This is a genomic window from Pseudokineococcus sp. 5B2Z-1 (assembly GCF_037482305.1).
In the GTDB taxonomy this organism is placed as follows: domain Bacteria; phylum Actinomycetota; class Actinomycetes; order Actinomycetales; family Quadrisphaeraceae; genus Pseudokineococcus.
The window spans coordinates 506,988-523,740 of record NZ_JBBHZG010000001.1 but is presented as its reverse complement, the minus strand read 5'-3'; the positions used below and the strand labels follow the sequence as shown (position 1 = coordinate 523,740).

Below are 16,753 nucleotides of genomic sequence, written 5' to 3'. Positions count from 1 at the left end.
CCCCCCCCCCCCCCCCCCCCCCCCCCCCCCCCCCCCCCCCCCCCCCCCCCCCCCCCCCCCCCCCCCCCCCCCCCCCCCCCCCCCCCCCCCCCCCCCCCGAGCCGCGATCAGTCGCCGGGGACGACGACCGTCGTCGTGGCGGTGAGCCCCGAGACCCGGCCGGTGGCCACGACCTCCTGCTCGCCGGCGCCGGTCCGGGGGTGCACCTTCCCGGCCGCGCTCCCGGCGCCGTCCTCGCCGGTGCGCACCCGCGCGACCCGCCGGCCGTCGACGACGACGTCCACGGCCTCGCGCGGGGCGAAGCCGCTGACGGCGACGTCGGCGCGCCCGCCGGCGGTGAGGTCGCCCGTGACGAGCAGCTGCGGCCCGACCTCGACGAGCTCGCCCGGCCCCGGGTCCTCGCCCGTGAGGGCCAGGCGGGGGGCCGGCGGCGCCTCCATGCCCGCCCCCAGGAAGTACGAGGGGTGCGGCGGCTGGTTGTAGCCGGTGTTCTGCCACGCCACGGCCAGGCGGTACTGGGAGTCCGACTGCAGCGTGCGAAGCCGGTGCTCGGTCGGGTCCGTCGTGGTGTGCACCCGCAGGGCGGAGGAGTCCTCGAGCCGGGTGACGACCTCCTCGCGCCAGTCGCCGAAGAGGTCGGCCTGCAGCGCGGGCGTGCCCTTCGTGCCGTTGTTCGTCAGCGTCCCCTCGGCCCGGTAGACCTCGACCTCCTCCTGGGCCTCCCAGTCCCACCGGCTGATGGTGGGGACGCCGGCGCCGCGGTCGGCGTCGTAGTCGTGGTCCGTGATCTCGCGCAGGAGGTCGCCGTCCCACCAGGTGACGAAGTTCGCCGCGGGGATCTGCTCGGACAGCAGCTCGCCGTCCGCCGACCTCATCTGCCCGACGGGGGAGTCCCACGCGGCGTCGCCGCCGACGGCCCAGCCCTCGGCGCCCGTCGTGCGGGGGTCGACGTCGGCCATCGCGGCGCGGCCGGTGTCGCGGTCCGCCGGGACCGACCAGAGGACCTCGCCGGTGGCCGCGTCGCGGAAGGTGGCGCCGCGCCCGCCCGAGGCCGGGATGTCCTCGTGGGCCGCGAAGACCTCGAGCCCCGGCCGGTCGGGCGCGAAGTCGCCCACGTGCAGCGCGTCGCCGTGCCCGAGCCGCGTGTTGTGGAGGGCTTCGCCGTCGTCGTCGATCGTCATCGAGCCGAAGACCAGCTCGTCCTTCTGGTCGCCGTCGACGTCGGCCACGGACATCTGGTGGTTGCCCTGGCCGCGGTACTGGGAGCCGGCCTCGTCGCTGTCGAAGACCCACCGCAGGGAGAGGTCCGTGCCGTCGAAGTCGTAGGCCGCGACGACCGAGCGCGTGTAGTAGCCGCGGCTGAAGACCATGCTCGGGCGCTCGCCGTCGAGGTAGGCCGTCGCGGCGAGGAAGCGGTCCACCCGGTTGCCGTACCCGTCGCCCCAGTCGCCGACGTCGCCGCGCGGGGGCTCGTAGTCGACGGTGTCGACCGCGGCGCCGGTCCCGCCGTCGAAGACGGTGAGGAACTCCGGGCCGGAGAGCACGTAGCCCCCCGAGCTCCGGAAGTCGGCGGTCGGGTCGCCGATGACGGCGCCCTGCCCGTCGACCGTGGCGTCGGCCGTCCTCATCGCCACCTCGGCGCGCCCGTCGCCGTCGTAGTCGAAGACCTGGAACTGCGTGTAGTGCGCCCCGGCGCGGACGTTGCGGCCGAGGTCGACGCGCCACAGGCGCGTGCCGTCCATCTCGTAGGCGTCCACGTAGACGGGACCGGTGTAGCCGGACTGGGAGTTGTCCTTGGAGTTCGACGGGTCCCACTTGAGGACCACCTCGTACTCGCCGTCGCCGTCGAGGTCGCCGACCGAGGCGTCGTTCGCCCGGTAGGTGTAGGGCTGGCCGGCCTCGTCGACCCCGTCGGCGGGCTTGTCGAGCGGGATGTCGAGCGTCTGGTCGTCCCAGACCTCGAACTCCTCCGTCGCCCAGCGCTCCTCGCCGTCGAGGACGGTGCTCACCCGGTACGTGGAGCCCGCGCCGCCGGCCGGGTCGACGAGGGAGGTGCTGCTCGTGAGCGCCTCGGCCGTCACGCGCTCCCCGTCGCGGTAGACGTGGAAGGCGACCTCGTCCGGGTCCTGGCCGAGCATCCGCCAGCCGACGTGGACGCCGCCGTCGACGGCGACCGCCACGGGGGAGCGGTCGAGCCGCTCGGCCTGGCGCTCGAGCAGGGTGGGCGCCTCGGTGACGAGGACCTCCGAGCGCGCCGAGGTGCCCCCGGCGTTCACGGCGGCGACGGCGTACCGGTAGGGGACCGTCGTCAGCACGTCGTCGTCGGCGTACCGCGGCTCGTCGGTCCGGCCGACGAGCACGAGCCCGTCCTCGGCGCCGGGGGCGCCCTCGGCGCCCTCGGCCCGGTAGACGAGGTAGTACAGCGCCTCCGCCGAGCCCTCCCACGTGAGCGTGAGCTCGCGCGCCGAGAGGTCGGTCGCGGCGAGGCCCGTGGGCACCGGCGCCGTGGCCACGTCGTCGTCGACCGTCGTCACGAGCGCGTCCTCGCTGGGCACGGACTCGGTCCCCGCCGCGTCGAGGGCGACGACGCGGTAGGCGTACTCCAGGCCCACGTCGGCGGTGGTGTCGACGAAGGAGGTGCCGTCGACCTCGCCGAGGGCGTCGGCCGCCGCGGCGCCGGGCGCCTGGCGGTAGACGCGGTACCCGGCGGCGTCCGGTGCGGCCGTCCAGGCGAGCGGCACGCTCACATCCGTGCCGTCCACCGCGACGTCGCCGGCCGCCAGGGCGGTCGGGGCCAGCAGGAGGGCCGTCACCTCGACGCCGTTGAGGCGGGACGACGAGCCCGTCATGACGAGGCTCAGCTGGCCGTCGACGACGTCGACCGGCTGGCTGGTCTTCTTCGACACCGACCCGCGGCCGGCGTTCGAGGAGCCGTAGGCCCGGCCCTCGAGCTGGACCTCGGAGCGGCTCGTGCCGATCCAGTCGCCGTTGTAGGTCGTCACGGCGTACGTGCCCCGCGGCACGTCGACCGCCAGCTCGTTCTCCGGCGAGGGCAGGAGGAAGTCGCGCTCGACGTCGTCCGGCGGGTCGTCGTAGCCCGTCCCGCGGTCGCGCCCGCCGATCGCGGGCTCCAGGGAGACCCACCCGTAGCCGCGCTCGGGCGTGTAGAGGGTCGTCTCGTCGACCGCCTCGTACCCCTCGGCGACGGGGCTGCCGGACAGCTGGACGTCGAGGCGCACCAGGGCGGCGCGCGTCGTCACGCGGACGGGGGCCGACGGCGCGGACTCGCCGCGGCCGTTGACCGCCACGACGCGCAGGTCGTAGGAGGCGCCCTCGTCGAGGCCGGCGACGCTCGCGCGCCCCACGGTCGACGTCGTCGCCAGCGCGTACGCGCCGTCGTCGGCGCCCGCGTCCTTGCGCTGCACGAGGTAGACGTCGGCGCCCTCGACGGGCTCCCACGTCAGCACCGCGCCGCTGCTCGACACGCCGCTCGCGACCGGGGCCGCCGGGGCGGCGGGCACCTCGGCGGGCCGCTCGGCGTCGACGACCTCGTCCGCCAGCGGGACGTCGAGCTCCGCCACGTCGGCCGCAACGAGGCGCGCCATCTGGACGGCGCCGTAGGTCTGGAAGTGCGTGTCGTCCTGCGTGCCGCCCGGCCGGTTCGGGTACGCGCCCTCGGGCACCCAGAGGAAGACCGACTTCGCGCGCTCGGGCCCGATCTCGGTGAGGTAGGCGCGGCTGGACGCCGACAGGTCGACGAGCGGGGTCCCCGTCTCCGCGGCGAGCCGCTCGGCGGCCTCGACGTAGGCGGGGAAGGAGACGTTCGCCGTCCCGTCCGCGGCGTAGCTGCGCCGGGACACCGGCGTCACCAGCACGGGGGTCGCCCCGCGCTGGCGCGCGCCGTCGACGAAGGTGCGCAGGTACTCGGCGTAGTCGTCGGGGGCCGCGTACCGGTCGTCGACCCCGTAGGAGTTGTCGTTGTGCCCGAACTGGACGAGAAGGTGGTCGCCGGGGCGGACGTCGAGGAGCACCTCGTCGAGCCGGCCCTGGCTGATGAAGTTCTTCGAGCTGCGCCCGCCGATCGCGGCGTTGACGACGTCGACGTCGTCGGTGAGGTACCGGTCGAGCATCTGGCCCCAGCCGGCCTGCGGGGCGTAGTCGTCGGTGTACGTCTGGACGGTCGAGTCGCCCGTGATCCACGCGGTGGGCTGCTCCGCCGCCTCCCGGGGGCCCTGCGGCGTGATGGTGAGGCCCGCCAGGTGGGGGGCCGACCCGCCGAGGTCGAGGTTCATCTGCCCGTCCACGAGGGCGATGTCGAAGGACATCTCGAGCAGCTCGCCGGGGGGCAGGGCGGTCGTGAGGACCTTCGCCATCTCCTCGACCTCGAGCGAGACCTCGCTCGACCCGCCGGTGTCCCCGGCCACGACGTCGACGGTGTAGTCGCCGGGCGGCAGGTCGACGACGAGCTCGGTCGCCCCCAGGTCGAGGGAGTCCCCGCGCAGCGGGTCGTCGCCGCCCCGGTCGGTGCTCGTGACCTCGCGCGGGTCGACGACGCCGTAGCGCCGCTCAGCCGTGTACGGGGTGGACGCGTCCACGCGGACCGCGCCGTCGGCGAGCGCGCCGCCGCCGAGGTCGAGCACGAGCGGCCCGTCGAGGGCCGGTGCGGGCGTGGTGAGCGAGGACACCGCCATCGCCGAGGCGGCGGAGGCGCCGCCGTCGGCGTCGAGGGCGCGGACCCGGTAGTGGTGCACCGCCGTGGTGTCGACGCCCTCGTCGGTCGCGAAGACGTCGCGCCCCTGCACGCGGGCCACCTCGGCCCAGGGGCCGTCGACGGCCTCGCCCCGCTCGAGGACGTAGCCGGCGGAGCCGGGCACCTCGTCCCAGCGCACCATCACGGCGCCGTCCGCGACCCGCGCCGTGCGCAGGTCCTCCGGCGCGGGGAGCAGGGACGTCGCCGGGTCGTCGGGGTCGGCCTCGACGGCCGTGACCTGGAGGCCGTTGACGTAGCCGCCGGCGCCCGCGCCGGTGACGTCCACCGTGAGCTGCCCGTCCTCGACGACGGTGCGCCACGTCTGCTCCGAGACGGCCTGGCGGCTCGAGACGCTGCCGACGGGGACGCCCTCGAGGGAGATCGAGGTGCGGGTCGTGCTGGTGCCCGGCAGGAGGTCGCCGGAGAGGACGCGCACGTCGTAGGCGCCGTCGGGCACGTCGAGGGCGAAGCCCCAGGCGGTGCCCAGCACGAAGTCCTGCGCCACGGCCCCGGCCGAGGACGTCCCGCGGTCGCGCGAGACGGGCGCCGCGCCCTCCACGGGCACGATGCCGTAGCCGACCTCCGCCGAGTAGCGGTTCGACTCCGGCACGCCCGTCCACTCCTCCGCGACGGGGCTGGTGGCGGTGCCCAGGTCGAACGACCACGTGGCGGGGTCGTCCGCCGCGACGGCGGCGGGGACGCCGAGGAGGGCGACCGCCGAGGCGGTCGCGACGGCGACGACGGCGCGGCTGCGCCGCCGTCGGACGGAGGAGGAGGCGGCGGTCGGGGCCCCCGTGCGGGGGGCGGTCGCGCCGGGTCGGGACGGATGCACGGCACCACACCTTCGGTCTCGTCGTCGAGAGCAGGTCGCTCGCCGGCACGTCGGCCGGGGAGGGCGGCCGGGGGCGTCCTGCGCGCGCCCGGCGTCGCCGACTGAAGGGGATAGCGCTTTCCTTTGTCAAGGGGCGAACCGGGGTGGATCGGACGCGCTGCGCCCGCCACCGCCGCCGTCCGGGGGGTCGACACGGCTCCTCCCTCGGGGTGTTGACGGACGGGCCGTCGACCGCCTACGGTCGGAAGGCGCTTTCCACCCGAGCAGAGAGGCTCTTGTGATGAAACGATGCATGAGGATCGTCGCGGTCACCGCGACGGCCGCGCTCCTGGCCGCCGGCTGCGGCGGCGGCTCCGGCTCCGGTTCCGGGGACGGCGCCGAGGGCGGTGACGTCTCGCTCGTCATGACCTTCTGGGGCAACGACGACCGCGCCCAGCGCTACGACCAGGCCCTGCGCGCCTACGAGGAGGCCAACCCGGGCGTCACCGTCCAGGAGACCTTCGTCGACTACCCCAGCTACTGGCCCGCCCGGGCCACCGAGGCGGCCGGCCGGAGCCTGCCGGACGTCATGCTCATGGACCTGTCCTACCTGCGGGAGTTCGGCGCCAACGGGCAGCTCCTCGACGTGAGCACGCTCTCCGGCGACGAGGCGATCGACCTGTCGGGGATGTCGGACAGCCTCATCCCGTCCGGCCAGGTCGACGGGGCCCAGGTCGGCGTCCCGGTCGGCACGAACGCCTTCGCGCTCTTCACGGACGCCGCGGCCGTCGAGGCCACGGGCGTCCCGGCGCCGGAGCGGCCCACCTGGGACGAGTACAACGACTACGTCGCCGCGGTCGCGGCCGCCGGCGCCACGGACGCCGAGGGTCAGGCGCTGTTCGGCTCGGGCGACTACACCGGCATCTTCTGGATCTTCATCCACTGGCTCAACCAGCAGGGCATCGAGCCCTTCACGGAGGACGGCGAGCTGGGCTTCACCCAGGACGACGTCGCCGAGTGGTGGGGCTCCGTGGAGGACCTGCGCGGCGGCGGGGGCTTCATCTCGCCCGAGCGCGTGAACCAGCTCACGCCGCTGTCGATCTTCGACGCCGGGGAGACCACCACGGAGCAGAGCTGGGACAACTTCCTCGCCGGCTACGTGGCCAACAACCCCGACGGCGAGCACTCGCTCCAGCCCATCCCCTCGGACGATCCCGCGGACCCGGGGCTCTTCCTCAAGCCGTCGATGCTCTACAGCATCGGGGCGAACACCGAGCACCCGGCGGAGGCGGCCGCGCTCGTCGACTACCTCGTCAACGACCCCGCGGCGGGCGAGGCGTTCGGCACGTCGCAGGGCCTGCGCGCGTCGAGCTACCAGCGCGACGCGATGGAGCTCGAGGGGGTCGACGCCCAGGTGGCCGAGTACGAGGAGTCCATCGAGCCCCTGCTGCAGGACTCGCCCCCGCCGCCCGTGCGCGGCTTCGGCACGCTCGAGGCCCGCTTCCTCGAGATCAACGAGAACCTCAACTACGGCACCCTCTCCGTCGACGAGGCCGCCGAGCAGTGGTACGGCGAGGCGCAGCAGACCCTCGCCGACAACCAGTAGACCGACCGGGTCGGCCGCCGGGCGCGCGCGAGCGCCCGGCGGCCCGCCACACGACCGACGCTCGAAGGGGAGGGTCGATGACGACGACCACCCGGGCCGCCCAGCGGCCCCTCGCGGAGGCGCCCCGACGGCGNCCCCCCCCCCCCCCCCCCCCCCGCCACACGACCGACGCTCGAAGGGGAGGGTCGATGACGACGACCACCCGGGCCGCCCAGCGGCCCCTCGCGGAGGCGCCCCGACGGCGGTCCTCCCGGCGGCGCCGCGGCGAGGACCTCGCCGGCTACGCCTTCCTCACGCCGTGGCTCCTGGGCTTCTTCCTGCTCACGGTCGGGCCGATGCTGGCCTCGCTCTACCTGTCCTTCACCCGCTACGACCTCTTCAACGCGCCGAGCTGGGTGGGCCTGGAGAACTACCAGCGGCTGTTCGCCGACCCGCGGTTCCTCGACTCGGTGCAGGTGACGACGCTCTTCGCCGTCATCGGCGTCCCGGTCAAGCTGGCGGCGTCGCTCGCCGTCGCGATGCTCCTCAACATGGCGCTGGGCGCCAAGGGCTTCTACCGGTCGGCCTTCTACCTGCCCTCGCTCGTCGGCGCGAGCGTCTCCATCGCCATCGTGTGGCGCGCCATCTTCATCGACGGCGGCATCGTCGACCGGATCGGCCAGGGGGTCGGCCTCGAGGCCGGCGGCTGGGTGGGGGACCCCTCCCGCACGCTGCCGATGTTCATCCTGCTCACCGTGTGGCAGTTCGGCGCCCCCATGGTGATCTTCCTGGCCGGCCTCAAGCAGGTGCCGGCCGAGCTCTACGAGGCGGCGTCGGTGGACGGCGCGGGGCCCGTGCGGCGCTTCCTGTCCATCACGCTGCCCATGCTCTCGCCGGTCATCTTCTTCAACCTGCTCCTGGAGACGATCAACGCCTTCCAGGTCTTCGCCTCGGCCTTCATCATCTCCAACGGCACGGGCGGGCCGGCGAACTCGACGCTCTTCTACACGCTCTACCTCTACATCCGCGGCTTCGGCGACTTCCAGATGGGCTACGCCTCGGCCATGGCCTGGCTGCTCGTGCTCGTCGTCGGCGCCATCACCCTGGTCTTCTTCAAGACGTCGAGGTCCTGGGTCCACTACAGCGGGGAGACGCGATGACCGAGACGCAGATGAGCTCGACGCCGCTCCCCGCCGCCGCGGCGGAGGCGGTGATGCCCTCGGACCACGAGCGGGAGCGTCGTCGTCGCCGCCGCGGGCGCGACAGGCGCCGCGCGGTGGTCTTCCACGCGATCACGCTCGCGCTCGTGGTCGTCATCCTCTACCCGGCCGTCTGGATGGTGGTCTCCTCCTTCCGGCCGAGCACCGAGATCGTCGGCAACGTCAGCATCATCCCCTCGGCCGTGACGCTCGAGAACTACGCGAGCGCCTTCAGCGGCATCGGCGGGGTCAGCTTCTGGACCTTCTTCGCCAACTCGACGATCCTCGCCGTCGGCTCGGTCGTCGGCATCGCCGCCTCGAGCGCCGTGACGGCGTACGCGCTGGCGCGCATCGACTTCCGCGGCCGCGCGCTGTGGTTCTCGCTGATGATCGCCACCCTGCTGCTGCCGGTGCACGTCATCCTCATCCCGCAGTACATCGTCTTCAACAACCTCGGCCTGGTGAACACCTTCTGGCCGCTGCTGCTGGGCAAGTTCCTCGCCGCCGAGGCGTTCTTCGTCTTCCTCATGGTCCAGTTCATGCGCAACCTGCCGCGCGAGCTCGACGAGGCGGCGCGGATCGACGGCGCCGGGCACGTGCGGATCTTCCGCTCGATCATGCTGCCGCTGATGAAGCCGGCGCTCGTGACGAGCTCGATCTTCGCCTTCATCTGGTCCTGGAACGACTTCCTCGGCCCGCTCCTGTACCTCAAGGACCCGAACCTCTACTCGCTGCCCATCGCGCTGCGGCTGTACGTCGACCAGACGACGGGGACGTCGAACTTCGGCGCCCAGATCGCCATGGCCGTGCTCGCGCTCGTGCCCGTGCTGATCTTCTTCCTCGTCTTCCAGCGCTACATCGTCGCGGGCGTGGCCACGCAGGGGTTGAAGGGCTGATGGCCCCCCTCCGGCAGCGGCACCGCGAGCCCGGCCTCGGGCAGGGGGCTGCGCCGGTGGGGCGCCGCTCGACGGCCCCCGACGCCCCGCGCGGCGTCGGGCCCTCGCTGGCCCTGCTCGGCGAGGTCGTCGTCGTCGGCGTCGTGGTCGCCCTCGCGGTGCTGCCGCTGGTGACGGCCCTGCCGGCCGTGGCGGCGGGCGCGCTGCACCTGCGCGCCCACGTCCGCGGCGAGGCCGACGGGCTGCGCGCCCTCACCGGCCGCCTCCGGGCGGCGGGACGCCGTCCGTGGGGGGCCTCGTTGATCGCCGGCGGCCTCGTGCTCGTGCTCCTCGTCGACCTGTCCGTCGTCCTGCTGAGCCCGAGCGGGCCCCCCGCGCCCGCCCTCGCCGCGCTCGCGGCCGGCGCCGTCGTGCTCGTCGTCCTCCTGCGGGCGGCGGCCACCTGGTCGCCGGGGGAGGCCTGGGGTCCGCTGGTGCGCCGCGCCGCCGACCGGAGCCTCGACGACCTCGCCGGGTCGCTGCTCGTGCTGCTCGCCCTCGGCCTCGCCGCGCTCCTCGTGTGGATGCTGCTGCCGCTGGCCCTCGTCGTCGGCGGCCTCGTCGTCCTGGCGGCCGTCGCGGTCGAGACGCGGCCCGCGGCCGGCGGGCGAGCCGCGACCGACGACGCCTGACCGCCGCACCCGCCCGCCCGTCCTCACCCACGGGGCGGGCCTGCGCCCACCGACCGTCACCCACGGTGACTGAGCACGACCTGCACGTGACCGGACCGCGACCCCTCTGGAGGCTCGACGATGAGCGACCTGCACACCGCCCCCGTCCCGCAGCGCCCCGTCCACCAGCGCACCGTCCCGAAGCGCACCGTCCCGAAGCGCACCGCCCCCGGCCGCCGGCGTCGGCGGACCCTCGCCGTGGCCGCCGCCGCGACCCTGGCGCTCGGCGCCTCGCCGGCGCTCGCCGTCCCCGGCTCCGCCCCGTCCGCCCCCGCCGCCGCGCCCACCGCCGACGCGGCCCAGGCCCGCCCGCAGCTGGAGCTGCTCGACCGCGGCCTCGTCGCCGCCGTCACGGACGACGGCGTCTTCCTGTCCTGGCGGCTCCTCGCCCCCGAGGCCCGCGCCGCCGGGGGGACCCAGGAGGTCGACTTCCAAGTGCACCGCGACGGCGAGCTGCTCGGCGTCGTCTCCGGCAGCACCAACTACCTCGACGCGGCGGGCTTGGCCGACGCGACCTACCGCGTCACCGCCGTCGTCGACGGGCGTCCCGTGGACCGCGGGGCGGAGGCGACGCCGTGGGGCGAGGCCGTCCTCGACGTCCCGCTGCGCAAGCCCGACGGCGGCACCACGCCCGCTGGCGAGGCGTACACGTACTCGGCCAACGACCTCAGCGTCGGCGACGTCGACGGCGACGGGCAGTACGAGCTCATGGTCACCTGGTACCCGTCGAACGCGAAGGACGTGTCGCAGAAGGGCTACACCGGCCCGACGATGCTCGACACCTACCGGATGGACGGCACGCTGCTCGCCCGCGTCGACCTCGGCGTCAACATCCGCTCGGGCGCGCACTACGCCCAGCCGCTCGTCTACGACCTCGACGGCGACGGGCGGGCGGAGCTCCTCGTCAAGACGGCGCCCGGCACGCGCAGCACCACCTACCGTGACGGACAGCCCGTGGGCGAGCGGTTCGTCACCATGCCGGAGGAGGACCTCGCCGCCGGGTGGTCGCACGACGACGACCTGCGGATGTCGGCCGAGCAGTACGCGTCGCACCTCGCCGACGTCTTCCAGGGCTGGGACACCCACCCCGAGGTCGTCGCCGGCCGCTGGCCCGCGACGGTCGAGGAGGCCCTCGGCGTCGAGGGCGAGCCCGCCCCCTACCCGCTGTCGCGGGAGGACGCGGAGGCCCTCGTCGACCACTTCATCGACGTCTACGCGCCGGCGCGCAGCGGCCGCAACGACCTGCGCACCTTCGAGGGCTTCGTCCTCACGGGGCCCGAGTACCTCACCGCCTTCGACGCGGCGACGGGCGAGGAGCTCGACACCGTCCGCTACGAGCCCGGCCGCCACGACGACGGGCTCATGTGGGGCGACTACGCCATGTCCCGCATCGAGCCGGGCAACCGCGTCGACCGGTTCCTCTCGGGCATCGCCTACCTCGACGGCGACCGCCCGTCGGCCGTCCTCGGCCGCGGCTACTACACGCGCGCCGTCGTCGCGGCCGTGGACTGGGACGGGGAGTCCCTCACGACCCGCTGGACCGCCGACAGCGGCTGGACGCCGATGGCCAACCCCTTCGACGCCGGTCCGCACGGGACGGAGGGCACCAGCCCGGAGTGGGGCCGCCTCACGACGCAGGGCTTCCACTCCCTGTCGGCCGCCGACGTCGACGGCGACGGCCGGCACGAGGTCGTCTACGGCTCCGCGACGCTCGACGACGACGGCAGCCTGCTCTACAGCTCCTACGACGAGCTGCCGGAGGGCAGCGCCGACCCCGGGGCGCTCGCCAAGCTGGGGCACGGCGACGCCATGCACGTCACCGACATCGACCCGACGCGACCGGGCCTCGAGATCTTCTCCGTGCACGAGGGCGGCGCCTACGCCCCCTACGGCTGGGCGCTGCGCGACGCGGCGACCGGCGAGGTCCTCGCCGGCGAGTACTCCGGGCGCGACACCGGCCGGGGGATGGTCGGCGACGTCCTGCCCGAGCAGCCGGGCCTGGAGATGTGGGCGTCCATGCCCGGCCAGCCGGCCGGGACGATCTTCACCGCCCAGGGGGCGCCCGTGCAGGGCCCCCGCCCGCTGGGGACGAACCAGAGCATCCGGTGGGCCGCCGACATGACGACGCAGGTCCTCGAGGGCTCGGGGGACGCGACGCCGACGGTGGTCGACGCCCGCCGCGGCGTGCTCCTCGAGGCCGACGGCACGCTGACGAACAACGGGACCAAGGGCAACGCCGGGCTCGTCGCCGACGTCGTGGGCGACTGGCGCGAGGAGCTCCTCCTGCGCACCGAGGACAGCACGGCGGTCCGGATGTTCCTCAGCACCGAGGTGACCGACCGCGAGGTCCCGACCCTCATGCACGACCCGCAGTACCGCGCCGAGGTGGCCCGCCAGCAGACGAGCTACAACCAGCCGTCCTACCCGGGCTGGCACCTGGGGTCGGGGACCGACCCGGCCGACGTGCCCGTGGCCGACCTGCGGGCGCCGGGGGCGCTCGACGCGCTCGCCGACGTGCTCGCGGGCGAGGTGGCGAGCGGCGAGGTCACCGGCTCCACGGCCCGCCGGCTGGGCGCGGCGCTCGAGCAGGCGCAGCGGCACGACGCCGGCGGCCGGGCCGCGGCGGCCGCCCGGGCGCTCGACCGCTTCGCGGCGGTGCTGCAGCGACCCGGGGCGGGGGCGGGCGCGAGCGAGGACGCCGCGAGCGTCCTCGGCTTCCAGGCGCGCGTCGCGGCCGGGCTCCTCGACGGTGCGCCGCGCGGCTGAGGTCCCCGCCGCGGCGCCCGGCGCCGCACCCCCGCGCCCGGCCGCCGGTAGCGTCGGCGGCCGGGCCCGCGGCCCGGGTCGGGCCGGCGCGCCCCCGAGGGGCGCGGGCCGGCGGAGCGGGGGCCGGGAGGGGCAGATGGCGAGCGTCAAGGACGTCGCACGGGCGGCGGGGGTGTCCGTCGGGACGGTGAGCAACGTGCTCAACCGCCCCGACGGCGTCAGCCCGCTCCTGCGCGAGCGCGTCGAGAAGGCCATCGCCGAGCTCGGCTTCGTGCGCAACGAGTCCGCGCGCCAGCTGCGCGCGGGCTCGAGCCGCACCATCGCCGTCGTCGTCCTCGACGTCGCCAACCCCTTCTTCGCGGACGTGGTCGCCGGCGCCGAGGCCGCGGCCGAGGAGCGCGACGACCTCGTCATCGTCTGCAGCAGCGCCGGGTCCGCCGAGCGCGAGGCCCGGCACCTGCTCCGGCTCGAGCAGCAGCGCGTCCTGGGGGTCCTGCTGAGCCCGGTGCAGAACGCGCCCGGCGCGGCTCAGGCGGAGGTCCGCCGTCGGGGCACCCCCGTCGTCCTGCTCGACCGCGGCACCCCCGACCCCGACCAGTCCGCCGTGGCGGTCGACGACGTCCGCGGCGGCGCTCTCGCCGGCGAGCACCTCCTCGCGCTGGGGCACCGCCGGATCGGCTTCGTGGGTGGTCCGCTCGGCCTGCGCCAGGTGGACGAGCGCCTGCGCGGCCTGCGCCAGGTGGCCGGGGACGCCGAGGTCCTCGTCGTCGAGAGCGCCGGGACGTCGGTGCGCGCCGGCTCCCAGGCGGCCGCCCAGGTCCTGGGGCTGCCCCCCGGGGAGCGGCCGACGGCCCTCTTCTGCGCCAACGACCTCCTGGCCATCGGCGTGCTCAACGAGTGCCTGCGCCGAGGGGTCGGGGTGCCCGACGAGCTGGCTCTCGTCGGCTACGACGACATCAGCTTCGCCGCCACGACGACCGTGGCCCTGACCTCGGTGCGCCAGCCGCGGGAGCTGCTCGGCCGCACCGCCGTCCGGCTCCTGCTCGAGCAGGTGGCGGGGCGTCGGACCGGGGCCGGCGTCGCGCCCGGTGAGCAGGTCGTCTACAGCCCCGAGCTCGTCGTCCGCGCGTCGACCGCGTCCCGACGGCCCTCCGGGGTGGCGGGCTGACGCACCGGCCCGGCCGGCGCTCCCGCCGCGCCGCGGTGACGGTGCGATCACGGAGCGCACGGCCCCTTGACCCGCGCGTCCACGGGCGTCTAGCGTCCGGCCACCCGATGAAACGATCCATCGCGATCGTCGACCGCTCGGGTCCCCGCCGACGAAGGAGTGGCGCAGCCATGAAGCGACACGTCAGCACCGCCGCGGTCCTCGCGGCCCTCGCCCTCAGCGTCTCCGCCTGCGGCACCGGTTCCGGAGGCTCCGCCCCGGCCGGCGACGGCGGCGCCTCGGGGGGCAGCGGCGGCGGGGGCGGCGACGTCCCCTCGGTCGCCTTCGTGCCCAAGCTGCAGGGCGTGCCGTACTTCGAGGCGATGAACACGGGTGGCCAGGCCGCCTGCGAGGAGATCGGCTGCGAGTGGCTCTACCAGGGCCCCGTCGAGGCCGACGCCGCGGCGCAGTCCGACGTCGTGCGCTCCTTCGTCCAGCAGGGCGTCGACGCCCTCGTCGTGGCGCCGAACGACCCGGACTCGATCTCGCCGCTGCTCCAGCAGGCCGCCGACGCGGGCATCGCCGTCGCGACGTCGGACACCGACGCCCCGGACAGCGTCCGCCAGGTCTTCGTCGAGCAGGCCTCGACGCAGGGCATCGGCGAGGGCCTCACCGACGCCCTCATGGAGGCCATGGGCGGCTCCGGCAAGTACGCGATCGTCTCCTGCGGCGAGACCGCGCAGAACCTCAACTCCTGGATCGAGGTCCAGCGCAGCTACACCGCCGAGGCCTACCCCGACGCGGAGATCGTCGACGTCGTCTACGCCGGCGAGGACCAGGCCCGGGCCACCCAGCTCGCCACCGACCTCATGAACGCCAACCCCGACCTCACGGGGCTCGTCGGCGAGTGCACGTCGTCGGCCCCGGGCGTGGCGCAGGCCGTGCGCGACGCCGGACGGATCGGCGAGGTCTCCACCGTGGGCCTCGGCACGCCCCAGGCGATGCTCCCGTACCTCGAGGACGGGTCCTCCTCGGCGGCGATCCTCTGGGACGTCGAGGCGCTCGGGTACCTCACCGCCTACGCCGGCACGCAGCTGGCCGCGGGCGAGGGCTTCGACGACCTCTCGGCCGTGACGGACACCTACCCCGACGTCACCTACGACGACGCCACGAAGACGCTGCTCCTCGGTCCGCCGCTGCGCATCACGGCCGACAACGCCGGCGACTACGACTACTGACGTCGGGCGACCGCAGCACGGCAGCACCACCGGCAGCACCACCGGCAGCACCACCGACGGCCCCGGGGCGACCGGGGCGACGACGCGCGAGGGAGCGACGTGGCGGACGCGCACGTCCCGCAGGGGCAGGAGCCGTACCGGCTCGAGATGACCGGCATCTCCAAGAGCTTCGGGGCCGTGCGCGCCGTCCGCTCCGGGGAGCTGCGGGTGCGGGCGGGCACCGTCCACGCCCTCGTGGGCGAGAACGGCGCCGGCAAGTCGACGATGATCAAGATCCTCGCCGGCGCGGAGCAGCCCGACACCGGGGAGGTCCGCGTCGACGGCCGGCGCGCGGCCGTCGGCAGCACGGCCGGCGCCATCGACCTCGGCGTCGCCACGGTGTACCAGGAGCCGCAGCTCTTCCCGGACCTCACGGTGGCGGAGAACGTCTTCCTCGGCCGTGAGGTCCGGCGGCGCGGGCGGGTCGACTGGGCCGCGCAGAACGCCCGCGTCGTCGAGCTGCTCGAGCTCATCGGCCTGCCGACGTCGTACGCCACCTCGCCGGTCCGCGAGCTGTCCATCGCGGAGCGGCAGCAGGTCTCGATCGCCAAGGCGCTCGGCGGGGAGGCGCGCATCCTCGTCCTCGACGAGCCGTCGGCCATCCTCACCGACGCCGAGATCGAGGTGCTCTTCACCGTGGTGCGCCGGCTCGTCGCGACCGGCGTCTCCGTCGTCTACATCAGCCACCGGCTCGACGAGCTCTTCACCATCGCCTCCGAGGTGACGGTGATGCGCGACGGCGAGACCGTGGGCAGCTACGCCATCGAGGAGCTCACCGTCCGGCGGCTCGTCGAGCTCATGGTCGGCGGCGTCCCCGTCGAGGCGACGGGGCGCTCGGACGTGCCGGACGCCCCGCCGCTGCTGCGGCTCGAGGGGCTGTCGGCGGGGGAGCGGCTGACCGACCTCGACCTGGCCGTGCGCCCGGGGGAGGTCCTCACCCTCTACGGCCTCGTGGGGTGCGGTGCGGCGGAGGTGGCGGAGGTCGTCTACGGCGTCCGCCGCCCCACCGCCGGTCGCGTCCTCGTCGACGGCGAGCCGGTGCAGCCGCGCTCGCCCCGCCACGCGCGCGCCCTCGGCATCGGCCTCGTGCCGCCCGACCGCAAGCTCCAGGGCTCGTTCTCCTTCCAGTCCATCGCCTTCAACATCGCCGCGGGCAACCTGCCGCTGCTGTCCCGCGCGGGGGTCTGGGTGGACCGGGCGCGCGAGCGCCGGGTCGCCCGGGAGGCCATCGACCGCCTCTCCGTCAAGACGCCGGACGAGCGGACGGCCATCTCGGCGATGTCGGGGGGCAACGCCCAGAAGGTCGTCCTCGCCCGTCAGCTCGTCGAGCGTCCCCGCGTCCTCGTGCTCGCCGAGCCGACGCAGGGCGTCGACGTGGGGGCCAAGGAGGAGATCCACCGCATCGTCCGCGGCATCGCCGAGGAGGGATCCGCCGTGCTCGTCGTCACGACCGACCTCGGCGAGGCGATCCGCCTGTCGGACCGCCTCGTCGTCCTGCGGGCCGGACGCGCCGTGGCCGGCTTCGGCCCCGGGGCGTCGCAGGCCGACGTCCTCGCCGCCGCGGCCGGCGAGACCGCGGGGGCGGCGGCGTGAGCGCCGCCGCGCCCGCGCC

9 protein-coding genes are annotated in these 16,753 nt (G+C 75.0%); 8 read left to right on the top strand and 1 reads right to left on the bottom strand.

The genetic code is table 11. The features are described 5' to 3' along the window. Nucleotides 1–107: 107 nt before the first annotated feature. A complete protein-coding gene (locus WDV85_RS02215) occupies nucleotides 108–5,582 on the bottom strand; it encodes a rhamnogalacturonan lyase family protein (RefSeq protein ID WP_339569055.1) in 5,475 nt (1,824 codons plus the stop codon). Between the two features lie 292 nt (nucleotides 5,583–5,874). Here WDV85_RS02215 and WDV85_RS02210 point away from each other — a divergent pair, with 292 nt between their 5' ends. From WDV85_RS02210 to WDV85_RS02175, 8 genes are all read left to right on the top strand, one after another. Next, entirely contained in the window at nucleotides 5,875–7,167 is a 1,293-nt protein-coding gene (locus WDV85_RS02210; RefSeq protein WP_339569054.1) for an ABC transporter substrate-binding protein, read from the top strand. A 188-nt stretch (nucleotides 7,168–7,355) separates the two neighbouring features. Continuing rightward, on the top strand, nucleotides 7,356–8,306 hold the full coding sequence (locus WDV85_RS02205) for a carbohydrate ABC transporter permease (RefSeq protein WP_339569053.1): 951 nt from the start codon (nucleotides 7,356–7,358) through the stop codon (nucleotides 8,304–8,306). Further along, entirely contained in the window at nucleotides 8,303–9,241 is a 939-nt protein-coding gene (locus WDV85_RS02200) for a carbohydrate ABC transporter permease (RefSeq protein ID WP_339569052.1), read from the top strand. Before WDV85_RS02205 ends, WDV85_RS02200 begins: the two co-directional genes overlap by 4 nt. Continuing rightward, nucleotides 9,241–9,912, top strand: coding sequence for a hypothetical protein (locus WDV85_RS02195; RefSeq protein WP_339569051.1), 672 nt, complete (start codon nucleotides 9,241–9,243; stop codon nucleotides 9,910–9,912). The genes WDV85_RS02200 and WDV85_RS02195 overlap by 1 nt, the downstream gene beginning before the upstream one ends. A 120-nt stretch (nucleotides 9,913–10,032) precedes the next feature. Then, nucleotides 10,033–12,717 (top strand): rhamnogalacturonan lyase, encoded by a 2,685-nt coding sequence (locus WDV85_RS02190; protein ID WP_339569050.1) that lies wholly within the window; start codon nucleotides 10,033–10,035, stop codon nucleotides 12,715–12,717. 136 nt (nucleotides 12,718–12,853) lie between these two features. Next, nucleotides 12,854–13,885, top strand: a complete 1,032-nt coding sequence (locus tag WDV85_RS02185; protein WP_339569049.1) for a LacI family DNA-binding transcriptional regulator — start codon at nucleotides 12,854–12,856, stop codon at nucleotides 13,883–13,885. 170 nt (nucleotides 13,886–14,055) lie between these two features. Next, nucleotides 14,056–15,102, top strand: a complete 1,047-nt coding sequence (locus WDV85_RS02180; RefSeq protein ID WP_339569048.1) for an autoinducer 2 ABC transporter substrate-binding protein — start codon at nucleotides 14,056–14,058, stop codon at nucleotides 15,100–15,102. A gap of 99 nt (nucleotides 15,103–15,201) precedes the next feature. After that, a complete protein-coding gene (locus WDV85_RS02175) occupies nucleotides 15,202–16,734 on the top strand; it encodes a sugar ABC transporter ATP-binding protein (RefSeq protein ID WP_339569047.1) in 1,533 nt (510 codons plus the stop codon). The last annotated feature ends 19 nt before the right edge of the window (nucleotides 16,735–16,753 follow it).